Raw genomic sequence first — 17,211 nt, forward strand, 5'->3', positions numbered from 1 at the left:
ACGAACCGACGAGCACTGCGAGTCGGTGAGTGAACCGGCAGGAAGGAGTTGAACCCTGGAAGGCACGCACAGCGAACGAATGTGAGCGAGCATGTCTTTCTCTGGTTCAACTCCCTCCCGGCTCGTTGCCCTGCGAACGACAGTGAGCAGTGGCAACAACAGGAGGGCGTTGAACTACGCCACGAGCGAACGCAGTGAGCGAAGTGGAGGTGGTTCAATGCCCTCCCAGCCTGCTGTGTTATGAATAAAGGCAGCGCGACAGTGCATAGTCCGAGACCAGTTCATTTACCACCGAGACAGTAAATGTTATTAATATGAATGGAAGTGCCAGTACACTTCAGCGCGTCCTCACACAGCCGTTGCGCCCGCTGGGTGTCACTGTCGGTGTATTGCTCGTCGTCGCTACGCTCGCGGCGGTTGCCGGCACACCGTGGCAGACGCACGCGTCAATGACAGCGGCGATTGTACAGATGCTTGCGGCGGTTCTGATGGGTGTGGTCGGTGTCGGACTGGCGTACATCAGCTGGGCAGCCGACGCGTAAGCCGGTCGTCGAAAAAGCCGAAAATAGATGTCGTTGTTATCCGCGGACGGGCATATACGCCATCCCTAGCATCAGCACAGCAGCGATGCCGGAGAGAATCGAGACGCCCCAGAAGCCGTTCTTGCGCTCGTGGAAGTAGTCCTGCTGGTCGAGCGTCGCCTGGTACTGGCCGTACTGCTGAATCGGGACGATCTGGACGGTGCTATGATCGGGGAAGTGCGTGAAGAACTGCTGCTCGTTCAGCGTGACGTTCCCACCCTCCGAGAGTTCGACCGTGTTCTCGCGCGGGGCGAACCATTCGAGCGTCGCGCCGTCGGCGGTCACTTCGGAGATTGTGGTCTCCTGTGTGCCGCTGTCGGTCGCGTACGGGTAGGTATCACCGGTCGTGAACGTCACTGTCTCAGGCTCAGGGAGCCACTCACTCAGCGGGACTTGCGTGTTGTTCGACTGGTAGACCACGTACTCGGTCCCGTTCTGGGTCGCAAGCGTGTTCTTGACCGAGGAGTCCTCGGCGAGGAGCGCACTGACGTTGAGTTCTTCTTCGAGGGTCACCGTACTCTCGTTGCTGTCAGTGTGTACGCGGTAGGTGTCGTTCTGGTAGGTCGTCGTGGAGTTGTGCTCTACTGTTGCAGTATACTGTGACGATTCATTCGTCCACGAGAGGTCAGCTGCCATACTGCCGCCACCACCGCCGTGGCCGCCACCGCCACCGCCGGACATGTGGATGTTTGTGGCTGTGTATTCCGTTCCGTCGACAGTGAACGTACTCTCGTTGGTCAGTTCGGCGTCAGCGTCGAGCGACACCGCCGGCCGCTGACTCTCCGCGACGCCGATGTAGGCGTACGCAGCAACACTGATAACGAGGAAGAACGCGAAGTACGCCGCCGCGGCTCGTCGTTGCATATCAGGAGGGTCAGTCGCCGCGCCGTTTAATGATTACTTTTCGAGCGTATCGGTACGCGGGTGGCACGGGCCGTTTCGCCCCAGCAACGACGGTGTCGATGAACCGCACTGGTCAGGCTGTCTCAGACTCGCCAGCGAGAACATCGTAGCTGTCGAGCGTCCCTGCCATCGACGGGGCGTCCGAATCGTCTTTCCGCTGGGTGCCGTAATCCATCCACACGCCGCTCGTGTAACTGTACATCTCGAAGGCGGCGTCGGTTTCAACGACGATGTCGATGACCGCGTCCTCGGGAGCGTCATCGAGAACGACAGCCGACCGAACGTCGTTGTCGTGGTGCATCACCCAGACCGCGACAGCGCCGTCAATGTCATCCAGTAGGGCACTGGCTTCCGCTGGCGAAAACGGGCGGTGAGGCCAGTCGTCGACGGGTTCTGGCTCGTCCATACTGGGAGCACGGGCCCGAAGGGTATCGGTGTTCCCCCGTTACGCGGAGTCGCCCGACCGTCAGTCGGCGAAGTAGCTGGTGAAAAATCCGGAGAGGAACGACGAAATGGCAACGGCCAGAGCCATATCAGTCAGGCTCCACGGCGCATCTTCGTCGTCGGCCAGCCAGACAGTGATAGCGACACTGATTCCCAGTGAGACAATCCCGTTGAGGAGGTGCTTGTTCTTGAGCAGACTCATACACCTGTTCGTTGGTGCGGGGCTCGTATAGAGATTACCCACGGGCGGTGTGTCCGTTGATTGAAACGGAGCCACTGGATTCGCTTGACGGGTGGCTCCGGCGCTGAGACAGTTAGCCGTCACAGCAAACCGTGTACCGGACGTCTGAGTGGACGAGCGATTCAACTGTCTCAACGACATCATCGATTGTCTCGAACTGCCCGAACTTGCTCACGACCGACCCGTCCGCGCGTAACACGACCGTCCACCGGTGTCCGTTCGGGCTATCGGCCCGTTCAAACGCGAACTCGCGGTCAGGTAGTCGAGCGATGACTGGGCCGTCAGTGGTGACCGTCCACGAGACGCTATCGGCAAGCGCGCCCTCCAGTGCCGTTTCGAGTCGTCGGCCGAGTCTGGCTGTCGGTTCGTCCCGTGCGTCCATACAGAAGCATCGAGGTGTAGAAGCATAAGCCGTTGTGACACTACACAACGTTCAAACGGCCCAAACCCATACTGAGAATGTGACTCAGTCGCTTCTCGTCTACGACGGCAGTACCGACCTGTTCCGGCGCGCTGCCGAGACGGTAACCCGCTGTGCCACGGATATCACGCCTGTTCCCTGGGAATCCGATGCGATTCAGGCGTTCCTCCAGGCACAGTTTGACGACCTCCCGTTCGCGTTCATCCTGATCGAAGGGGAATCCGTCCACGTCGGCGAAGCGGCTGTGAAGGAAGCGCTGGAAGGCCTCGATGTCGCGGCCCCCGTCGCTCGGTTGGCCGAACAGGTGTATCCCACCGCCGCCGCGCCGTTCGGGCGTGTCGTCCACGGCCAAGTTCCAGCCGACATCCACGGGACTTTTCCACTGGACGAGACAGCGAAAAGCCACATCGAACCGCTCCGGCAGGTCCACACAATCCCTGTCGAAACAGAGTAACCGAGACGGGCAGTGGTATGGCCGACCGGAACGGGCCTGCCGTGCGGTCGATTTCCCCGGAGGAACCACGGCTACCACGGCTACCGTTTGCGACGTGTTTGAACGATGCGCCGCCAAGTACGCTGCGTTGCGTTGAACAATCAAATTGTCCAGTCACAACAATCTACGCTTTATTCGCAGATACAGCGGGATGTCTCGGTCGGTGTCGCGGACACGTCGTTTGCTTGTCCCGAGCAACCCAATGACGAATGCCAGTACAGCCACGGTGAGCGCCGCATTAATTACACCTAATGCCACCAGTGGATGTATGTCATGCATCGCGATAATAACGGTGGGGGGAAGCAAAACGATGTAGCGATGCTCAGAGACGGTTACAACCTTCTGTTCGCCTCGTGGCGGTGCGGGTGCATACAACGCTGTTGAGTCCGTTTCGCCGCCTGGGACATCGAGCCACCGGCTCTCGATTGTCGTCTGACCGGACGCGTTAAACACGACGAGCATTGTCACCAGTGCGTCTTCGTTGTTGGCTACAAGCGTAGCTTCAACCGGCTCACCAGGGGCGATGTTATTTCCAGTTGCGATCTCACCCGCCGGAATCTGATGGGTCGAGCTCGGAGCCACCATTGCGATGTTGGCTGGCACAATGATGATTGCGGTCAGAAAGAGCGCGGCGTACCGTGGGTCGAAGGTATCCTGCCCACACGAACGGGCTCGTTCGCGCGAAGACCCGTTCACGATCCCACTACCGATGCTTATTGCAAACAGTATCACGCCGGAGACCAACATCACCGAGCCTGCCTGCCAAGACTCGGCTGCCTGCTCAACTCCAAGGACCGTCGTAGCCGCAGTCAGAACGTTTGTGACGACGACGCGGCCGGCGAGGATGGCCGTGCCGAAATTCGGGATTGTCACCACCTGTCCACTGGGTTGCCATGCGACCGCGACGATCTGGCTTTCAGTCACTGGGGGTTCGGCCCCATCCTGATCCGTGAACGGGTTCGCATCCCCCCTGGTAATGTATCCTTGCTCAGTTTCACCGACAACTCGGTGTGTCGTCAACTCCCCACCACGAATCTCCTGTGACTGGAACACGATGACATCGCCCTGTTCAATGTCGCCCGCAACCTGCTCCGGAATCGCAACGAAGCCGTCGCCTTCCTGAATCGTTGGCGACATACTTCCGGACACGACAAAGCTCAAAAGTACCGGCTGCCCAACCAGTGCACCTACGATGAGTGCCAGAACCAACACAAACCCGGCGATTGTCAGCCCTCTCGCCACATACGTTCGGAGCATACCAGTCTGTTGCTACGCGATGTAGACTAGCAGAATATAAATCGGTGTTGCTGAGTCGATGGGAGTGACGCAACCACCCTGTCGTCACGGGATACTGCGTTCCGAACCATCGTTTGTGGCAGCCAGGAGCAGTGTCTCCCGCTATCAGGATCTATCCCCTCCGTGGCCACAGAGTGACATAAGCAGCACAAGCTATACCGGAGCAATCAACAATTGCAGAAAGTGACCGATCAACGGCGTCATCCGTCGCTTGAATCGGACGGCTCGTTTTCATCAGGATGTGTCACATCAGCATTATCAGTCGAGTCGGTGAAAAGCAGGCTTGAAAGCGACGCCGTCGCTCCTTCTCTGTCTTCCACAGTGGGCTCAGTATCGCGTGTCGATGGTGACGCGAGCGGGTCGACAGTCGGTGGCGCCGTGTACGTGTAGATTTCACTATCAACGAGGACTGCATACTGATCGCCGTCTTCGAGGACGCGCCTGTCACTATCGATAGCAATGTCAACAAGATCTACCAGCGAGTCCGTCGGGACAGGTGTCCGGTCGTCGGCATCCGGGATTCGTGCCGTCGAGATCCACTCGTCGAAATCGTTACGTGCACGCTCGAACTCGTTGCGCACTCGCTCGCGGTCGGTGACTGCAAGCCAGCCACGCCAGCGTGCTGTCCCGAGGAAGGCCATACAAAACAGTCCGAACACACAGAGTACAGGCCCGCCGTACAGTTCCAGCCGTGTCGGTTCGATGGTCCGAGTCACTTGCTCGGTCGCGTCGTAGGGGGTCTCTCCGGCTGTGGTAGTGCTAACGCGGTAGACACTCCGTCCGGGCACGATCTCGATGCGGTCAGTGCGAGTGTCGGTGAATGTTTCTCCGTCAATTGACGACTCGACAGTTGTGTCGGCAACGAGGAGGACCTCTGTCTGTCCGGGGGCAGCCCCCAGATCGTTCTGTATTGCTTCGGTACGGTTGAGGATTGTCGGGATATCCACGCTAACTGTGGTTGTTGCCGCCTCGCCGTCTGCTATCTCGACGGCATCGAGTGTGTCGAGCGAGTCGCGTGTCTGCCAGTGGACCACCTGATTCCCGTTTCGCTCCTCAACAGCGCGGATGACCAGTGACAGGTTCGTCGAGGTCACTGCCGCGTTCCCCTCAGTGTTGTCGTGTGAAACCGTGTACGTGCCATCGAGTTCGGGCGATGCCGTCGTGAAATACAGCGACCGGTTGCTAAGTCGCTCACCCGCACTGAAAACCTCGGTATCACGCGAGACTGTGGCGCCGTGTTCGAACTCGCTTTCCACCGTCCACGTGCCGACGGTCTGTTGTTCAGTAACCGTTTCTGCTCCGTCAACATGGCTGTCGTACGTGACGTAGCCGCCAGCAAGCGTTAGCGTAAGTGTAACGAGTAGTACTAGCACAAACCAGCGATTGAGAGCGGAGCGAACGGACGTCGAAAAAAAGGTCGTTGTCATCTCATCTAGCGTCAAGCTATACGGGTTTCAACTATTAAAGACGGCTGATGTACTGCTATACTCAGTGACGTCTTTGTTGTACCAGAGTGTAATATGCACGTCTGCGTCCCTCATATCAATTATATTAGTTTTTTTTTGGCGTTGGTACTACCGTTGTTTGTTTTCTCTCTGAACTCGAATAGTCCCAGCTTTGCTTCCACATTTCCGGATAGTTGATTCCCTATCGAGACTGGTGGCGCCTTTTTACCGATATCATCAAACCACTTATTTCTGAGTTCGTCCCTGTGGTCAGCGTTCTCTGATGTCCCACCAATAAATAATATATTCTCACCGACCGAGATTTCAATCTCGTATGTACCGTTACCCTGCCAAACAGGTCCAGTTCTTTGTATATCCCGCCGTCGGCGGTCCGGGCAAAATCAACCCGGATAGTAGTTAGATGTACGATACGGTTCTGGCCGCGACCGATAGTAGTGCCGACGCGAACCGCGCAGCAACACACGCGCTCTAATAGGCCGGACACCATGACGTTGAGCTTCATGTGGTCTTTGTGGTCGATATCACTCGATACGCCGAACCGGTCCGAGTAGCGCGGAACTGTAAACGCTTGAGATCGCCGATCGAGGCTCAGAACTCCATATTATCATCACCACTCAGGGTTGTCACGGGAAGCCATATCTGGAGAATATTAATTACGTCGACGAGATTGATGCCGACTTGATCGTGCTTTGTTACCACGGGTATTCATGCAGGATTGGAGCAGAAGGGGAGCAGAGCCGGCAACTCCGGCTGAGTACCGACGACACACCACCGGACAGGGACTCGTGAGGCAGAACCCGACGCGACGACGGAGATTGTGCCCAGTCGCGAGGCGGACCCAGGCGTTCTGAGCGGGACCCCTCTCCGGTCCCGTTGCTTGGAACCGAGTCGCTCGCTGGCACGACTGTCTCCGAGTAAACCGTTCGATTCCGATTCAAAGCGAACGTCAGCCCGCTACGCAGCTTTTCTCCGCTACGCTGGACGGGCACGCCAAGAGAATTGACGAGACTGAACGCGCGGGGACCGTTCAACCGCCACCGCTCACTGCTCGTCCCCGATGTTTGGCAGCAGCGAGAGCCAGCCCGGAAGCGTCGCTCTCGGGTGTCGTCGTCGAGGTGCCAGCGCCCTATGTGAGACTACCACCGTCTCCGCCCTCGCTCGTGTCGTAGAGGTTCTGGACCTGCGAATCGGTGAGAGCAATATCGTACACCTTTGGCTCATCCATGTATCCGTCGTAGCTCCAGGGGCCATCGGGACCGTTACCGAGCAGGAGCGATGAGTCCGACGGTGCCGGGTCGTCGAGCGCGGGCTGGTCGTACACCTTAGACCCGTTGACGTACACCGTGTCGTTCGACGAGCCGTGGCTCCAGACGAGGTGCGTCCACGTCTTCGTAGCCAGCGTCATGCCCGTGAGCACGAAGTCGTCCTGTGTTTCGATAGCGAGTTCGTCGGACTGGGCCTCGTTGAGTATCTCTCCACTAGCGATGAAGAACTGATACCCAGCACTGCCGCCGTTCCACTTACTGAACAGTCGAGAGAGCCCTGTCTGAGACGAAGAGAGGTACGCCCACACCGAAAGTGAGAACTCGCCGGTGGGGTCCAGCGACGGGTCGTCGGGGATCTCGACGGGGTCAGAGGTCTGGCTAAAGTCGAGATGGCTTCCGCGCGTCTGATCCTGTCTCACACTCGGCCTGTAAAAAGTGGACTCAGAAAAAGAGAACGAGAACGAGGACCGCTGACCATTGTTGACCGGCAGCGTCCCGCTGTCCCACACGTCTGGCACGGTTGTACGGTTGATTTGCTCGAAGTCCCAGTACGAGACCCGTGGTTCCACGCAGTCGATGGTGAACTGTCGCTGTAACTCGACGCTTTGATTGGGTCCGGTGGCGGTGATCGTAATGTCGACGTTCTCCTGCCCAGTGGAACCGCCGCAGTCGAGTTCTGCAGTGATATCGCCGGTGCCTCCGTTCGCCGGGAGTTTGGAAGGCGTTTGAACGATGGTAAGTGGCGGATCGAGGGTGTCGAGAGTGACGGTGACGTTCGTTATATCTTCATCGAATCGGTTCGTGAGTGTCGTCAGGGAGACCCTCTTCCCGTCGACACCGCTGACCGACGTGCCATCGAGGCCCAGTAGTGCGTCCGAGTCGTTGTCGGCGTCGAGGAACACGTCTCGGCTTCCCTGTACCTCCGTGAACCCGCCAGTTCCCCACGTAAGGAGTCCGGCACCGCTACCGATCAGCCCGAGTGCACTCCGGCGAGTCCATTTCTTGCTCATGTTTCGACATCCGGAGGCTTTTCGCCCGTTCCAAGGCGGAGTTGCTGGCTCTGCCAGACGTGGTACAGGCCGGAACAGAGAAACAGCGCGACGACGAGCCCAGCCCACGCGAGGTCAGGAATACTGGCTGGGAACACACCCAGCCCGGCAGCGCCCACGACAGCCCCCGACAGCACTGCCAAGCCGAGGTAGTACTGTCCCCACGGGATAGAGTCTTCGGGCACGACATCCATGTACACGTCGAGGTCCGCTGCCTGCTCGGTCAGCGTGACCGTCCCGTTGTCGTAGTCGATCACGCCCGCGCGGTCCATCGCGGGCAAGTGCGTCTGTTGCATTGACGTGTACACGCGATGGCGCTCGCTGGACGTGATCTCACTCTGTGCTTTCCCGTTTTCCCACGCCGCCACCTGTTCTGCAATATCTGATAGCTCTGAATCACCGTCCGTCTGCTTCGCTACATGTAACGCATATCGGCGGCGGTGATTACTGAGTAAGTCGAATACTTCATCCCGTGTAATCGCGTCACCAGCCCCTGTCTGGTTGCTCTGTTTCCCACCCACTGCCATGATACGTGGTTTTGTCCTCAATATAAAAAGCCTTCTGGAGTGTCAATGGTAACAAAATTGCATGTAGATCATTCGCAGACAATATTGAGTGTCAGTGGATTTGGAAATAGCGTTGTTGCAGCCTCTAGCATCAGTTCAGCAGTATTACTGTCGTCAGTCGTGTCGTTACGCCGGCACTGTGGCATCACTCCGACAAGATAGTAACGAGGTGGATTTAGCTCCTACAGTACAGTCGGTACTTACGCGTGCTGAGGTGGAGCCACCACCCGTCGGTCAGACATAGTATGAGCGGTCGGCAGCCGGGTAGGTTGAGCGAGGTGTGCCGCGTACGCTATCAATCGAGAGCACTTTGAAGTACGCTGTGGGTAGGGCCCCGATGGGTCACTGCGTTGGGTTCAGTAACGGTCAGTGGGTGATATGAGGCCGTATGCTGAGCAACAGCGACTTTACCGTGCGTTGCCCAGCACTTTGTTCAGTTCGGGTTCCGCCGGGAGGGCCTAGTTGTTAGTCGGAGGGCTTTCGCCGATACCGATGTCGAGGCGTTCTGTCGCACCGTCTGTTGTTCCAGTATCGACCGTAGCTTTTGCTTTAGCACCGTTACTCGAACTCTTGTTAGATAACTTAACAGTTGCCTCATCGCCGGGTCCGCCAGTCAGGTCGGTGCCGTCGGAGCCCACTGCAGTAAGGAGTGGATCAGCGGACTCGGCAGAAGTCTTGAAGTTAACATCCGGCGCATTACCATACGGGTCTGCGAACGCGAAAAGCTCGCCGAACGTAACATCTGAGTCCTGCGGAAGACCCTGGTTAGCGTTGTCCGAACCGAAGACAATGGTCACATCATTTGCGACAAGACTCACGTACTGACTTTCAGTGGTTGCGTTGGTAAACGGAGCGTTGTTCCCGCTCGAGTCAGTGTATACCGTGTTAATATTGTCAGGAGAAGGATAAAGGGCAGAGCCATCGTTTGTTACAGTGCCGGTAGAATCTTTAACACCGATAGAGTCCGATGAGAGATCCACAAGCACGTCGACCGCACCCTCGGTTATCGAATCTGCGATGGCTTTTTGATCGTCATCGCTTGTAGTACCATCAACAGTCCCATTACTGCCACCGAGGACGTTCACCTCAACACCTCGTGTTGCGCTAACACTCGTAAATGCGCCCGTCCCGAAGAGCGCCCCACCACTGATTGCCAGTCCACCGAGTCCCGTAAGTACGTTTCTGCGATTCATAGTTGATTAGTCAGCACGTTATGGCCGTGCCGTACCAGCTACAACAGGTTCCGGGGACTTACTATTGTGCTGCTTGAGCGGGGTTATAGCCGTGCTTGAGCCGTTAATGGATGGCATTAACGCCGCTCAGGCACGTCAATAGTAACTGGTGCGCTAGCGTTGTGTAGCATAACAGATGAGACTCAATCGACGAAGTGTCCTGCTCGGGCTCGGGACACTCAGTGCGACCGTTGGCGGCGCGTTTGGCTCCGGCGCGTTCTCCTCAGTCGAAGCGACGCGGACGGTTAATATAAACACCTCCGGCGATTCAAGTGCGCTGCTGAGTTTCGAGGCGAACAACCCAAGTACAACTGATAGTGGAACCCCTGAGGATAATAATAACATTATTTCTACTGAAACCCCGGATGGGTCAGATACGTCCGTTATTAAGCTTGAGCAGACCGATCTCAGCGAAAAGGCGACGACCACGTTCAAGGATGCTCTCAAAGTCAGTAACAACGGCGAAAAGAACGTCGGCGTTTCGGTGAATGCCAGTGAGACCACGTACTCAAACAGCACAAGCGGTCTCGTCGGAGACGCACTGGACATTCAAGATACAGACCGTGGAAACGGTTCAATTGTTGACAATAGTTCTGATGGCGACAACGCTGTCGACTTGAACGCCGGTAATAGCATCACACTCACGATTGTCGTTGACCTCCAGAATAATACTGGTGCGGCTATTGATGATATAGATTCGATTGTCTTCGCAGCACGCCAGACGGACCACAGTGGCGCGTAGCCAGTCCATTTTATCATTGAAATACGAAGACTAGCATTGCCCGCGTAAATCGCCACCCCCAGCCAGAATATGAAATGGTACTTCGCCCTTGGGCTCGTGTTCATCGTCTGCGGGACAGTCATGTCCACAGGCGCAGCCCCGCTTTCCGAGCCGGTCGACGAACTCGCCCCAGCGGAGGACACCGGGGTTGCGCTGGCCCCGGCTGACACGCCCAACGGCGACCGCTACGCATCGTTTGACAGCAACGGCGAGCTTGTTATCTCCGTTGACGTTATTTCGCCTACCAGGACCGTATTCGACGACGTGTTTGTTGTCGGTTTTGCGGGAGTCACCGGTAGCGACGAAGCAGCGACGATCCAGATCGAGCACGATAGCGAGTGGTTGGACATCTACAGGAACGCAGACACAGGCGCACGCAAGTCGGTCGATGAAGCGGGTAACACGCTTACGCTTGACCCGGGCGAGCAGGCAACGCTCGGATTCACCGTGACGACAAGCGCCGACAGCCCGTCATACCTCTCTGAGAAAGTGACGTACACCATGGAAATTCCAGATGCCGAGTCAGGCACTGGTGGAGGTAATGGTGGCAATGGTGACAGCGGAAGTGGTGGTAGCGGGGGTGATGCAGGCGGTAATACTGGTGCAGGGGGCAGCGGTGATGGTGACACCGGGTCAAGTGACGGCGGTGGCGCCGGCGATGGGGACGGCACAGATGCAGGCAGTGTTGGTGGCGGTGGTACCAACGTAAGCGATGGCGGCGACACTGGCGAGGAGAGTACCGACAGCCCAGAGGTTGCGACAACAACTGACGAACCGGCTGAAACGCCCGCTGGCGGAGAAAGCGGTGGCGGCGGTGGCGTCGGGACATCGACCGAGGAGCCGACTGAGACGCCCACCGACAGCGAAGAAGAACCCGAAACCGTGGCCGGCGGCGGGGCCGAACCTGTACCGCCGACACCCGAAAGCCAGCAGTCAGCCGAGCCGAGTGGATTCACCCTCGGTTTCGATCCGGCATTCGGAGTTAGCTGGGGCCCATGGGCGTTCATCGCTGGCCTGCTCGCGGTAGTGACAAACTACCTCGTCCAGACGCGATATCATGACGTCCTCCCGGTACTCCAGACACAACCGAGTGACCGCCGTCACCGATTCCGCCGCGTCGCTATCCGCGAAGCAGCGATCGGTCTTGCCGGGATTGTGCTCACAATTCTTGTCATGCCAGCGGTTTCGAGCGCTGGCTTCGGCCCAGTCACACAGTTGGGTGTTGCACTCGCGTTCTCCGCTGCAGTCGGCACGGTGACCGGGTACCGACTAGTCCCTGAACTCGATGCGATGCTTGAACCGCAAGCCGACGACGACGGCACCAAAGAACAATAAAATAACTCGGTCAGTCCGAGGTCTCAGCGTCACTGTTGCCCATAGTGGAATCAGTTCTGGGTTCTGGCGGAGGCTCGTACCGAAACAATCGGTCACCAGTATACACGAGGAAATCAGAATCGGTATCTGACTCGATGATACGTTCATCGGTGTCTATTGCGATATCTACGAGCCCGACGAGCGAATCGACGGAAGTCGTCCAGACGTCGTCGACTGGATCATCTCGGCCAACGGTTATCCATTCATCAAACTCCTCGCGAGTGGACTTGTATACGAGCCATCGGCGCTCGGCGTCAGTAAGTGTGAGATAGTCGGTCGTGCGCCCGTAGACGAGGGCAGTAGCGCCGCCAAGGCAACCAAGCGGGAGCACTGGCCACCGAGGGTCCAGAGCGGTACGTGCGAGCCGTGTCGACTGACTGCCCGTTACGTGTCCCCGAGAGAGTTACCTGAGAGACCACCGCTATCTCAAGTCGACCGGATGTCTGGCCGTGTTCGGAATCGATACGTCGAACGGCTTCAGCTGCGCGACTGACATTCAGCGAGAGCGGAACCGCCATATGTTCGCCCGCGGCCAGCGATTGCACAGTGCCCTGTGTCAGCGGTCGTTCGACTTCCCAGTAGACGAGATCTCCGTTTTGCGTCGATTCAACGGACCGATACTGAACGAACACGTCAGCCGAAGCGGTGAGGTCACTTTCGTTGCTGGCACTGTACATGTAGGTGAACGCTCCGTCCAGTACGGGAGCGACCCGCTGGAGGTACACGGATCTGTCCTCAAGCACTTCACCCTCTGGAAACGCTGAGGTCCCGTTGCGAACTGTCGCGTTGTGGGAGAACGAGCCAGACGATTGCCACGACGACACCTGCCGCGTGGTTGTGTCCGTTCCTGGAGCAACGTGCCCCGTATACGTGAGATATCCCCCAACTGCAGCGATAGCAACCAGACAAATCAGTAGCAGTTCGTGGTTGTCGACGACTGTCCGCCGCGTTTTCTGACCCAACAACCACATTGCAACTGTAATACTGGTGCCGAGAAATAAGGGTTAATACCAGGTCAGCAGCGACATATCTCTTTCTTCACCGCCCTCATCGCCGCTAGCTCCAGTGTTCGAATGTCCCGGGAAACAGTTTGTAGCTACATCGTTACTTCGTGCGATCCCGCTACGTCGGTTGTTGCCCGTCGAAAACAGACTTGATAGACAGCCTGCCAACACTGTATCTTTCGCCAGAATCGTGTTCCTGTTTTTAACCGTTTTCGAGCAACAGTTCATAACGCCGACCCACATAAAAAGGCAGAAACCGGGTAGCTCACCGGGATTTATTGGGGGCGTAAGCAACTGAGAAGCCAAGGGCCGGATTTGAACCGGCGATGGGCGGCTCTGCAGGCCGCTGCGTTAGGCCAGACTCTGCCACCTTGGCGCAGATAGTGGTAGTCAACTCGGTCGTTTAAGCGTAGCGAATTCGATCAGCCCTCGCCCTCTGACTGGCCCGGCTCGCCAACCCCTTCAACCGGGATAATATTGTAGATTGACGATTGCACCTCGTCGGGAGACTCGAACTGCTCGTCATCGATCCGATCCAGCACCGCAGCTAACGGTTCAGTACCGTCTGCGTACACAAGCCGTACATCGTCGAACTCCTCCCGAGCAGTCGCGACCGACAGCGGGTACTTGCCGTTTCAATAAGCGCCGTGAGTTCGTTCAGTTTGACTTCGCGAGTCATGCCATTGTTTCTCGACTCAGTTACGTAGTTACGCACTGCTTATAAATACGGAAAGCCCACTCGGGAGAGATGCCTCTCCTGAGTGGGCTATGAAAGGTATGAATGGTGGCGGCGAACCGCGTTTCCCAGAGGCTCGCGCACTCCAGTACTCCCCGGAACGCTGGTGGGCTTATCTTCCGTGTTCGGGATGGGTACGGGAGGCAACCCCACCGCTGTGGCCGCCTAACGTCGAGTCACGGAATCGAACCGTGAAAGTACCAGTCTCGATCAACTTTTCCACCGTGTGATTACGTGCGACCCAGTTTGCGCCTGGACTCGTTCAGCGACGAGTAAATCGTCGGTGAATGAGTCACAGTGCGTATGAATGATGGCTTTGGTCTGTTAGTGCTCGTGGGCTTAACGTCTCGTTACCTCGACGCGCACACCCCGAGTCTATCGACCGCGTCTTGTACGCGGGACCTCAGCGGTGTCTCTTTTCCAAGTGGGTTTCGAGCTTAGATGCGTTCAGCTCTTACCCCGTGTGGCGTGGCTACCCGGCACGTGCTCTCTCGAACAACCGGTACACCAGTGGCCACCAACCGTAGTTCCTCTCGTACTATACGGTCGTTCTTGTCAGACACCATAACACACCCAGTAGATAGCAGCCGACCTGTCTCACGACGGTCTAAACCCAGCTCACGACCTCCTTTAATAGGCGAACAACCTCACCCTTGCCCGCTTCTGCACGGGCAGGATGGAGGGAACCGACATCGAGGTAGCAAGCCACTCGGTCGATATGTGCTCTTGCGAGTGACGACTCTGTTATCCCTAGGGTAGCTTTTCTGTCATCAATTGCCCGCATCAAGCAGGCTAATTGGTTCGCTAGACCACGCTTTCGCGTCAGCGTTCCTCGTTGGGAAGAACACTGTCAAGCTATCTTTTGCTCTTGCACTCTTCGCCGGGTCTCTGTCCCGGCTGAGATAGCCATAGGGCGCGCTCGATATCTTTTCGAGCGCGTACCGCCCCAGTCAAACTGCCCGGCTATCGGTGTCCTCCTCCCGGAGTGAGAGTCGCAGTCACCGACGGGTAGTATTTCACTGTTGTCTGGGTGGCCCGCTAGTGCGGGTACCTCTGTAACGACTCCTACCTATGCTGCACATCGGCGACCACGTCTCAGCGACAGCCTGCAGTAAAGCTCCATAGGGTCTTCGCTTCCCCCTGGGTGTCTCCAGACTCCGCACTGGAATGTACAGTTCACCGGGCCCAACGTTGGGACAGTGAAGCTCTGGTTAATCCATTCATGCAAGCCGCTACTGATGCGGCAAGGTACTACGCTACCTTAAGAGGGTCATAGTTACCCCCGCCGTTGACAGGTCCTTCGTCCTCTTGTACGAGGTGTTCAGATACCTGCACTGGGCAGGATTCAGTGACCGTACGAGTCCTTGCGGATTTGCGGTCACCTATGTTGTTACTAGACAGTCCGAGCTTCCGAGTCACTGCGACCTGCTCCGTTCCGGAGCAGGCATCCCTTCTTCCGAAGGTACGGGACTAACTTGCCGAATTCCCTAACGTTGGTTGCTCCCGACAGGCCTTGGCTTTCGCCGCCATGGACACCTGTGTCGGTTCTCGGTACGGACACTATGCTCGTCTTTTCATGGGCCCCAGGTTGAATCACGTTTCCCTATACCGCCGTTCGTCCGCTTCCTGCCATTACGGCTTCCACGAAGTTGGACGGTTCGACTGGGCGAGTGCCCAGCGTGATTGACCCCAGGGCGTCAACTTTCACTGCATAGTGGCACGGGAATATTAACCCGTTTCCCATTTCGTCTCAGTCGAGTTGCGGTGAGACTTAGGACCGGCTAACCCTCAGCTGATCAGCAGTGCTGAGGAACCCTTATCCATTAGGCCGTCGGGGTTCTCACCCGACTATCGCTGCTACTATGGCCAGGATTTTCGTCACTAATCGGTCCACAGGAGCTCTCGCCCCTGCTTCCATCCAATTAGAGCGCCAATCTACTCGATTACCAGTATGAGTGGTACGGACAGGTCTCGGTGGTGGATTTGAGTCCCGATCATTTTGGGCGCCTCAAACCTCGGCCGGTAAGCTGTTACGCTTTTCTTAGAGGGTAGCTGCTTCTAAGCTCACCTCCCGGCTGTCTAGGGCTCGAGACCACCTTCAGAGGATTACACTTAATCCACACTTGGGGACCTTAACCTATCTCTGGGTTGTTCCCCTCCTGGTACACAGGCTTACCCCGCGCACCGGAATCCCCGCGTCAAACAGCGTCTGTAAGTTTGGAGTTTGACAGGTGTGCCGACTCCTCTCGGAGGCGGACACACCAATCGGTCGCTCTACCTCACAGACTACCTCGGCGGAGGTCATGCTTCGACATGTTTCGATTGGAACCAGCTGTTGCCGGACTCGATGGGCCTTTCACCCCTACACATAGATCACGAGAGGGTATTGTAGGACACCAACTCTAACAGACTTCCACGTGCCTTTCGGCACGCTTCATCTTGTCCATGCGTAGATCGTCCGGATTCGGGTCGTGTCCACATGGCTCCCCGCCCTTGAAGACGGCGGCCCTCGGGCAAAGCCCTGCGGCCATGTCGGTTTCCCTGTGCCTCCCCGGATACTCCGGTTAGACTTGCCATACAGACACACTCCCTGGCTCGTTTTTCAAAACGTACGACAGAACATCGGCTTCCCGTGAGTCTTACTGGACGCTCGCGCGTCGGTCATTCGTCAAGGGACCTTGTATGCCCTGTCGCTCGATCGCCAACTGATTTCATGCTCTATTTCGCCTCCCTTCTGAGGGTACTTTGCAGCGTTCGTTCACACTACTTGTTCACTATCGGTCTCAGGTTGTGTTTAGCCTTCGCAGTCGATGCCTGCGTTATTCGCGAGGGATATCCAACCCCCGCTACTCTGGCACTACCGCACAGCGTACTGGTCTCGAGTACGGGGTTGTCACCCTGTATCACGCTCTGTTCCAAGAGACTTCGTCGAGACGGTCGGCTGATGAGAGGTAGCCCTGACACCACATTGCCCGTGAGGGCTTCGGTTTGGGCTGTATCGCGTTCACTCGCGGTTACTAACGACATCACATTGCGTTTTCTGTTCCTCCCGATACTGAGATGTTTCAGTTCTCGGGGTTCCTCATTGCGCGAAGCAATTGTTAGAGAGATTCTCATTCGGAAATCTGTGGTTCTTCGCCTCCGTGCGGCTCCCCACAGCTTATCGCAGCTTGGCACGTCCTTCATCAGCGCCTGAGCCGAGCAATCCACCAGCTGGCATAGTAGCCAACGTCGTTGTGACTCGTTCAACTGAACGAGTCCAGTGGACGCCTGGATCGCACGTACACACGGTTTCATACTCGCCCCCAAGGTGGAGATGGTGGGCGAATCGACCCTTCCCAGGCTCGGTTTTACCCGGC

General features: G+C 57.1%; 16 protein-coding genes, 1 tRNA gene and 2 rRNA genes. 4 read left to right on the top strand and 15 right to left on the bottom strand.

Translation table 11 applies throughout. The features are described 5' to 3' along the window. Nucleotides 1–314 precede the first annotated feature (314 nt). A complete protein-coding gene (locus G9C82_RS07965; protein WP_004964985.1) occupies nt 315–542 on the top strand; it encodes a hypothetical protein in 228 nt (75 codons plus the stop codon). A 36-nt stretch (nt 543–578) separates the two neighbouring features. Here the strand turns inward: G9C82_RS07965 and G9C82_RS07970 are convergent, their stop codons facing one another. The 4 genes from G9C82_RS07970 to G9C82_RS07985 all read right to left on the bottom strand — a co-directional run bounded on the left by G9C82_RS07970 (nt 579) and on the right by G9C82_RS07985 (nt 2,551). Then, nucleotides 579–1,445 carry a hypothetical protein gene (locus G9C82_RS07970; protein WP_004964988.1) on the bottom strand — a complete coding sequence of 289 codons (867 nt, stop codon included), beginning with the start codon at nt 1,443–1,445 and terminating at the stop codon, nt 579–581. A gap of 112 nt (nt 1,446–1,557) precedes the next feature. Then, nucleotides 1,558–1,890 carry a hypothetical protein gene (locus tag G9C82_RS07975; RefSeq protein ID WP_007189702.1) on the bottom strand — a complete coding sequence of 111 codons (333 nt, stop codon included), beginning with the start codon at nt 1,888–1,890 and terminating at the stop codon, nt 1,558–1,560. A gap of 60 nt (nt 1,891–1,950) precedes the next feature. Further along, the gene (locus G9C82_RS07980; RefSeq protein WP_007189703.1) at nt 1,951–2,130 is read right to left on the bottom strand and encodes a hypothetical protein; all 180 of its coding nucleotides are present in this window, start codon (nt 2,128–2,130) and stop codon (nt 1,951–1,953) included. A 112-nt stretch (nt 2,131–2,242) separates the two neighbouring features. Beyond that, nucleotides 2,243–2,551, bottom strand: coding sequence for a hypothetical protein (locus G9C82_RS07985; RefSeq protein ID WP_011224552.1), 309 nt, complete (start codon nt 2,549–2,551; stop codon nt 2,243–2,245). A 79-nt stretch (nt 2,552–2,630) separates the two neighbouring features. Here G9C82_RS07985 and G9C82_RS07990 point away from each other — a divergent pair, with 79 nt between their 5' ends. After that, nucleotides 2,631–3,044: a hypothetical protein gene (locus G9C82_RS07990; RefSeq protein ID WP_004964998.1), complete on the top strand. Its 414-nt coding sequence runs from the start codon at nt 2,631–2,633 to the stop codon at nt 3,042–3,044. Between the two features lie 153 nt (nt 3,045–3,197). Here G9C82_RS07990 and G9C82_RS07995 read toward each other — a convergent pair whose 3' ends face one another. The 5 genes from G9C82_RS07995 to G9C82_RS08015 form a co-directional block, all read right to left on the bottom strand. After that, entirely contained in the window at nt 3,198–4,340 is a 1,143-nt protein-coding gene (locus tag G9C82_RS07995) for a signal peptidase I (RefSeq protein WP_127013805.1), read from the bottom strand. A 239-nt stretch (nt 4,341–4,579) separates the two neighbouring features. Then, nucleotides 4,580–5,806 (bottom strand): DUF5305 domain-containing protein, encoded by a 1,227-nt coding sequence (locus tag G9C82_RS08000; protein WP_127013806.1) that lies wholly within the window; start codon nt 5,804–5,806, stop codon nt 4,580–4,582. Nucleotides 5,807–6,971: 1,165 nt separating this feature from the next. After that, complete coding sequence (locus G9C82_RS08005; protein ID WP_127013807.1) at nt 6,972–8,120, bottom strand: LamG domain-containing protein; 1,149 nt, start codon at nt 8,118–8,120, stop codon at nt 6,972–6,974. Then, entirely contained in the window at nt 8,117–8,686 is a 570-nt protein-coding gene (locus tag G9C82_RS08010) for a hypothetical protein (RefSeq protein WP_127013808.1), read from the bottom strand. The genes G9C82_RS08005 and G9C82_RS08010 overlap by 4 nt, the downstream gene beginning before the upstream one ends. Nucleotides 8,687–9,183: 497 nt before the next feature. Then, nucleotides 9,184–9,810, bottom strand: coding sequence for a hypothetical protein (locus G9C82_RS08015; RefSeq protein WP_241244090.1), 627 nt, complete (start codon nt 9,808–9,810; stop codon nt 9,184–9,186). Between the two features lie 283 nt (nt 9,811–10,093). On the opposite strand from G9C82_RS08015, the gene G9C82_RS08020 reads away from it, so the two are divergent. Both G9C82_RS08020 and G9C82_RS08025 read left to right on the top strand, forming a co-directional pair. Further along, a complete protein-coding gene (locus G9C82_RS08020; protein ID WP_127013810.1) occupies nt 10,094–10,699 on the top strand; it encodes a hypothetical protein in 606 nt (201 codons plus the stop codon). A 69-nt stretch (nt 10,700–10,768) separates the two neighbouring features. Then, nucleotides 10,769–12,073 carry a hypothetical protein gene (locus G9C82_RS08025; RefSeq protein WP_127013811.1) on the top strand — a complete coding sequence of 435 codons (1,305 nt, stop codon included), beginning with the start codon at nt 10,769–10,771 and terminating at the stop codon, nt 12,071–12,073. Between the two features lie 10 nt (nt 12,074–12,083). Here the strand turns inward: G9C82_RS08025 and G9C82_RS20695 are convergent, their stop codons facing one another. The 6 genes from G9C82_RS20695 to G9C82_RS08050 form a co-directional block, all read right to left on the bottom strand. Beyond that, nucleotides 12,084–12,443 carry a DUF5305 family protein gene (locus tag G9C82_RS20695; protein WP_004965049.1) on the bottom strand — a complete coding sequence of 120 codons (360 nt, stop codon included), beginning with the start codon at nt 12,441–12,443 and terminating at the stop codon, nt 12,084–12,086. Next, complete coding sequence (locus tag G9C82_RS21020; protein ID WP_319946523.1) at nt 12,367–13,083, bottom strand: DUF5305 family protein; 717 nt, start codon at nt 13,081–13,083, stop codon at nt 12,367–12,369. The genes G9C82_RS20695 and G9C82_RS21020 overlap by 77 nt, the downstream gene beginning before the upstream one ends. A gap of 333 nt (nt 13,084–13,416) precedes the next feature. Beyond that, nucleotides 13,417–13,492, bottom strand: a tRNA-Cys gene (locus G9C82_RS08035). Between the two features lie 46 nt (nt 13,493–13,538). Beyond that, entirely contained in the window at nt 13,539–13,691 is a 153-nt protein-coding gene (locus G9C82_RS20700; RefSeq protein ID WP_004965054.1) for a hypothetical protein, read from the bottom strand. A gap of 207 nt (nt 13,692–13,898) precedes the next feature. After that, nucleotides 13,899–14,021, bottom strand: a 5S ribosomal RNA gene (gene rrf / locus G9C82_RS08045). A 135-nt stretch (nt 14,022–14,156) separates the two neighbouring features. After that, nucleotides 14,157–17,087 (bottom strand): 23S ribosomal RNA (locus G9C82_RS08050). Nucleotides 17,088–17,211: the final 124 nt, after the last annotated feature.

The sequence above is a fragment of the Haloarcula sp. R1-2 genome (assembly GCF_011627385.1).
GTDB classification, from domain to species: domain Archaea; phylum Halobacteriota; class Halobacteria; order Halobacteriales; family Haloarculaceae; genus Haloarcula; species Haloarcula marismortui.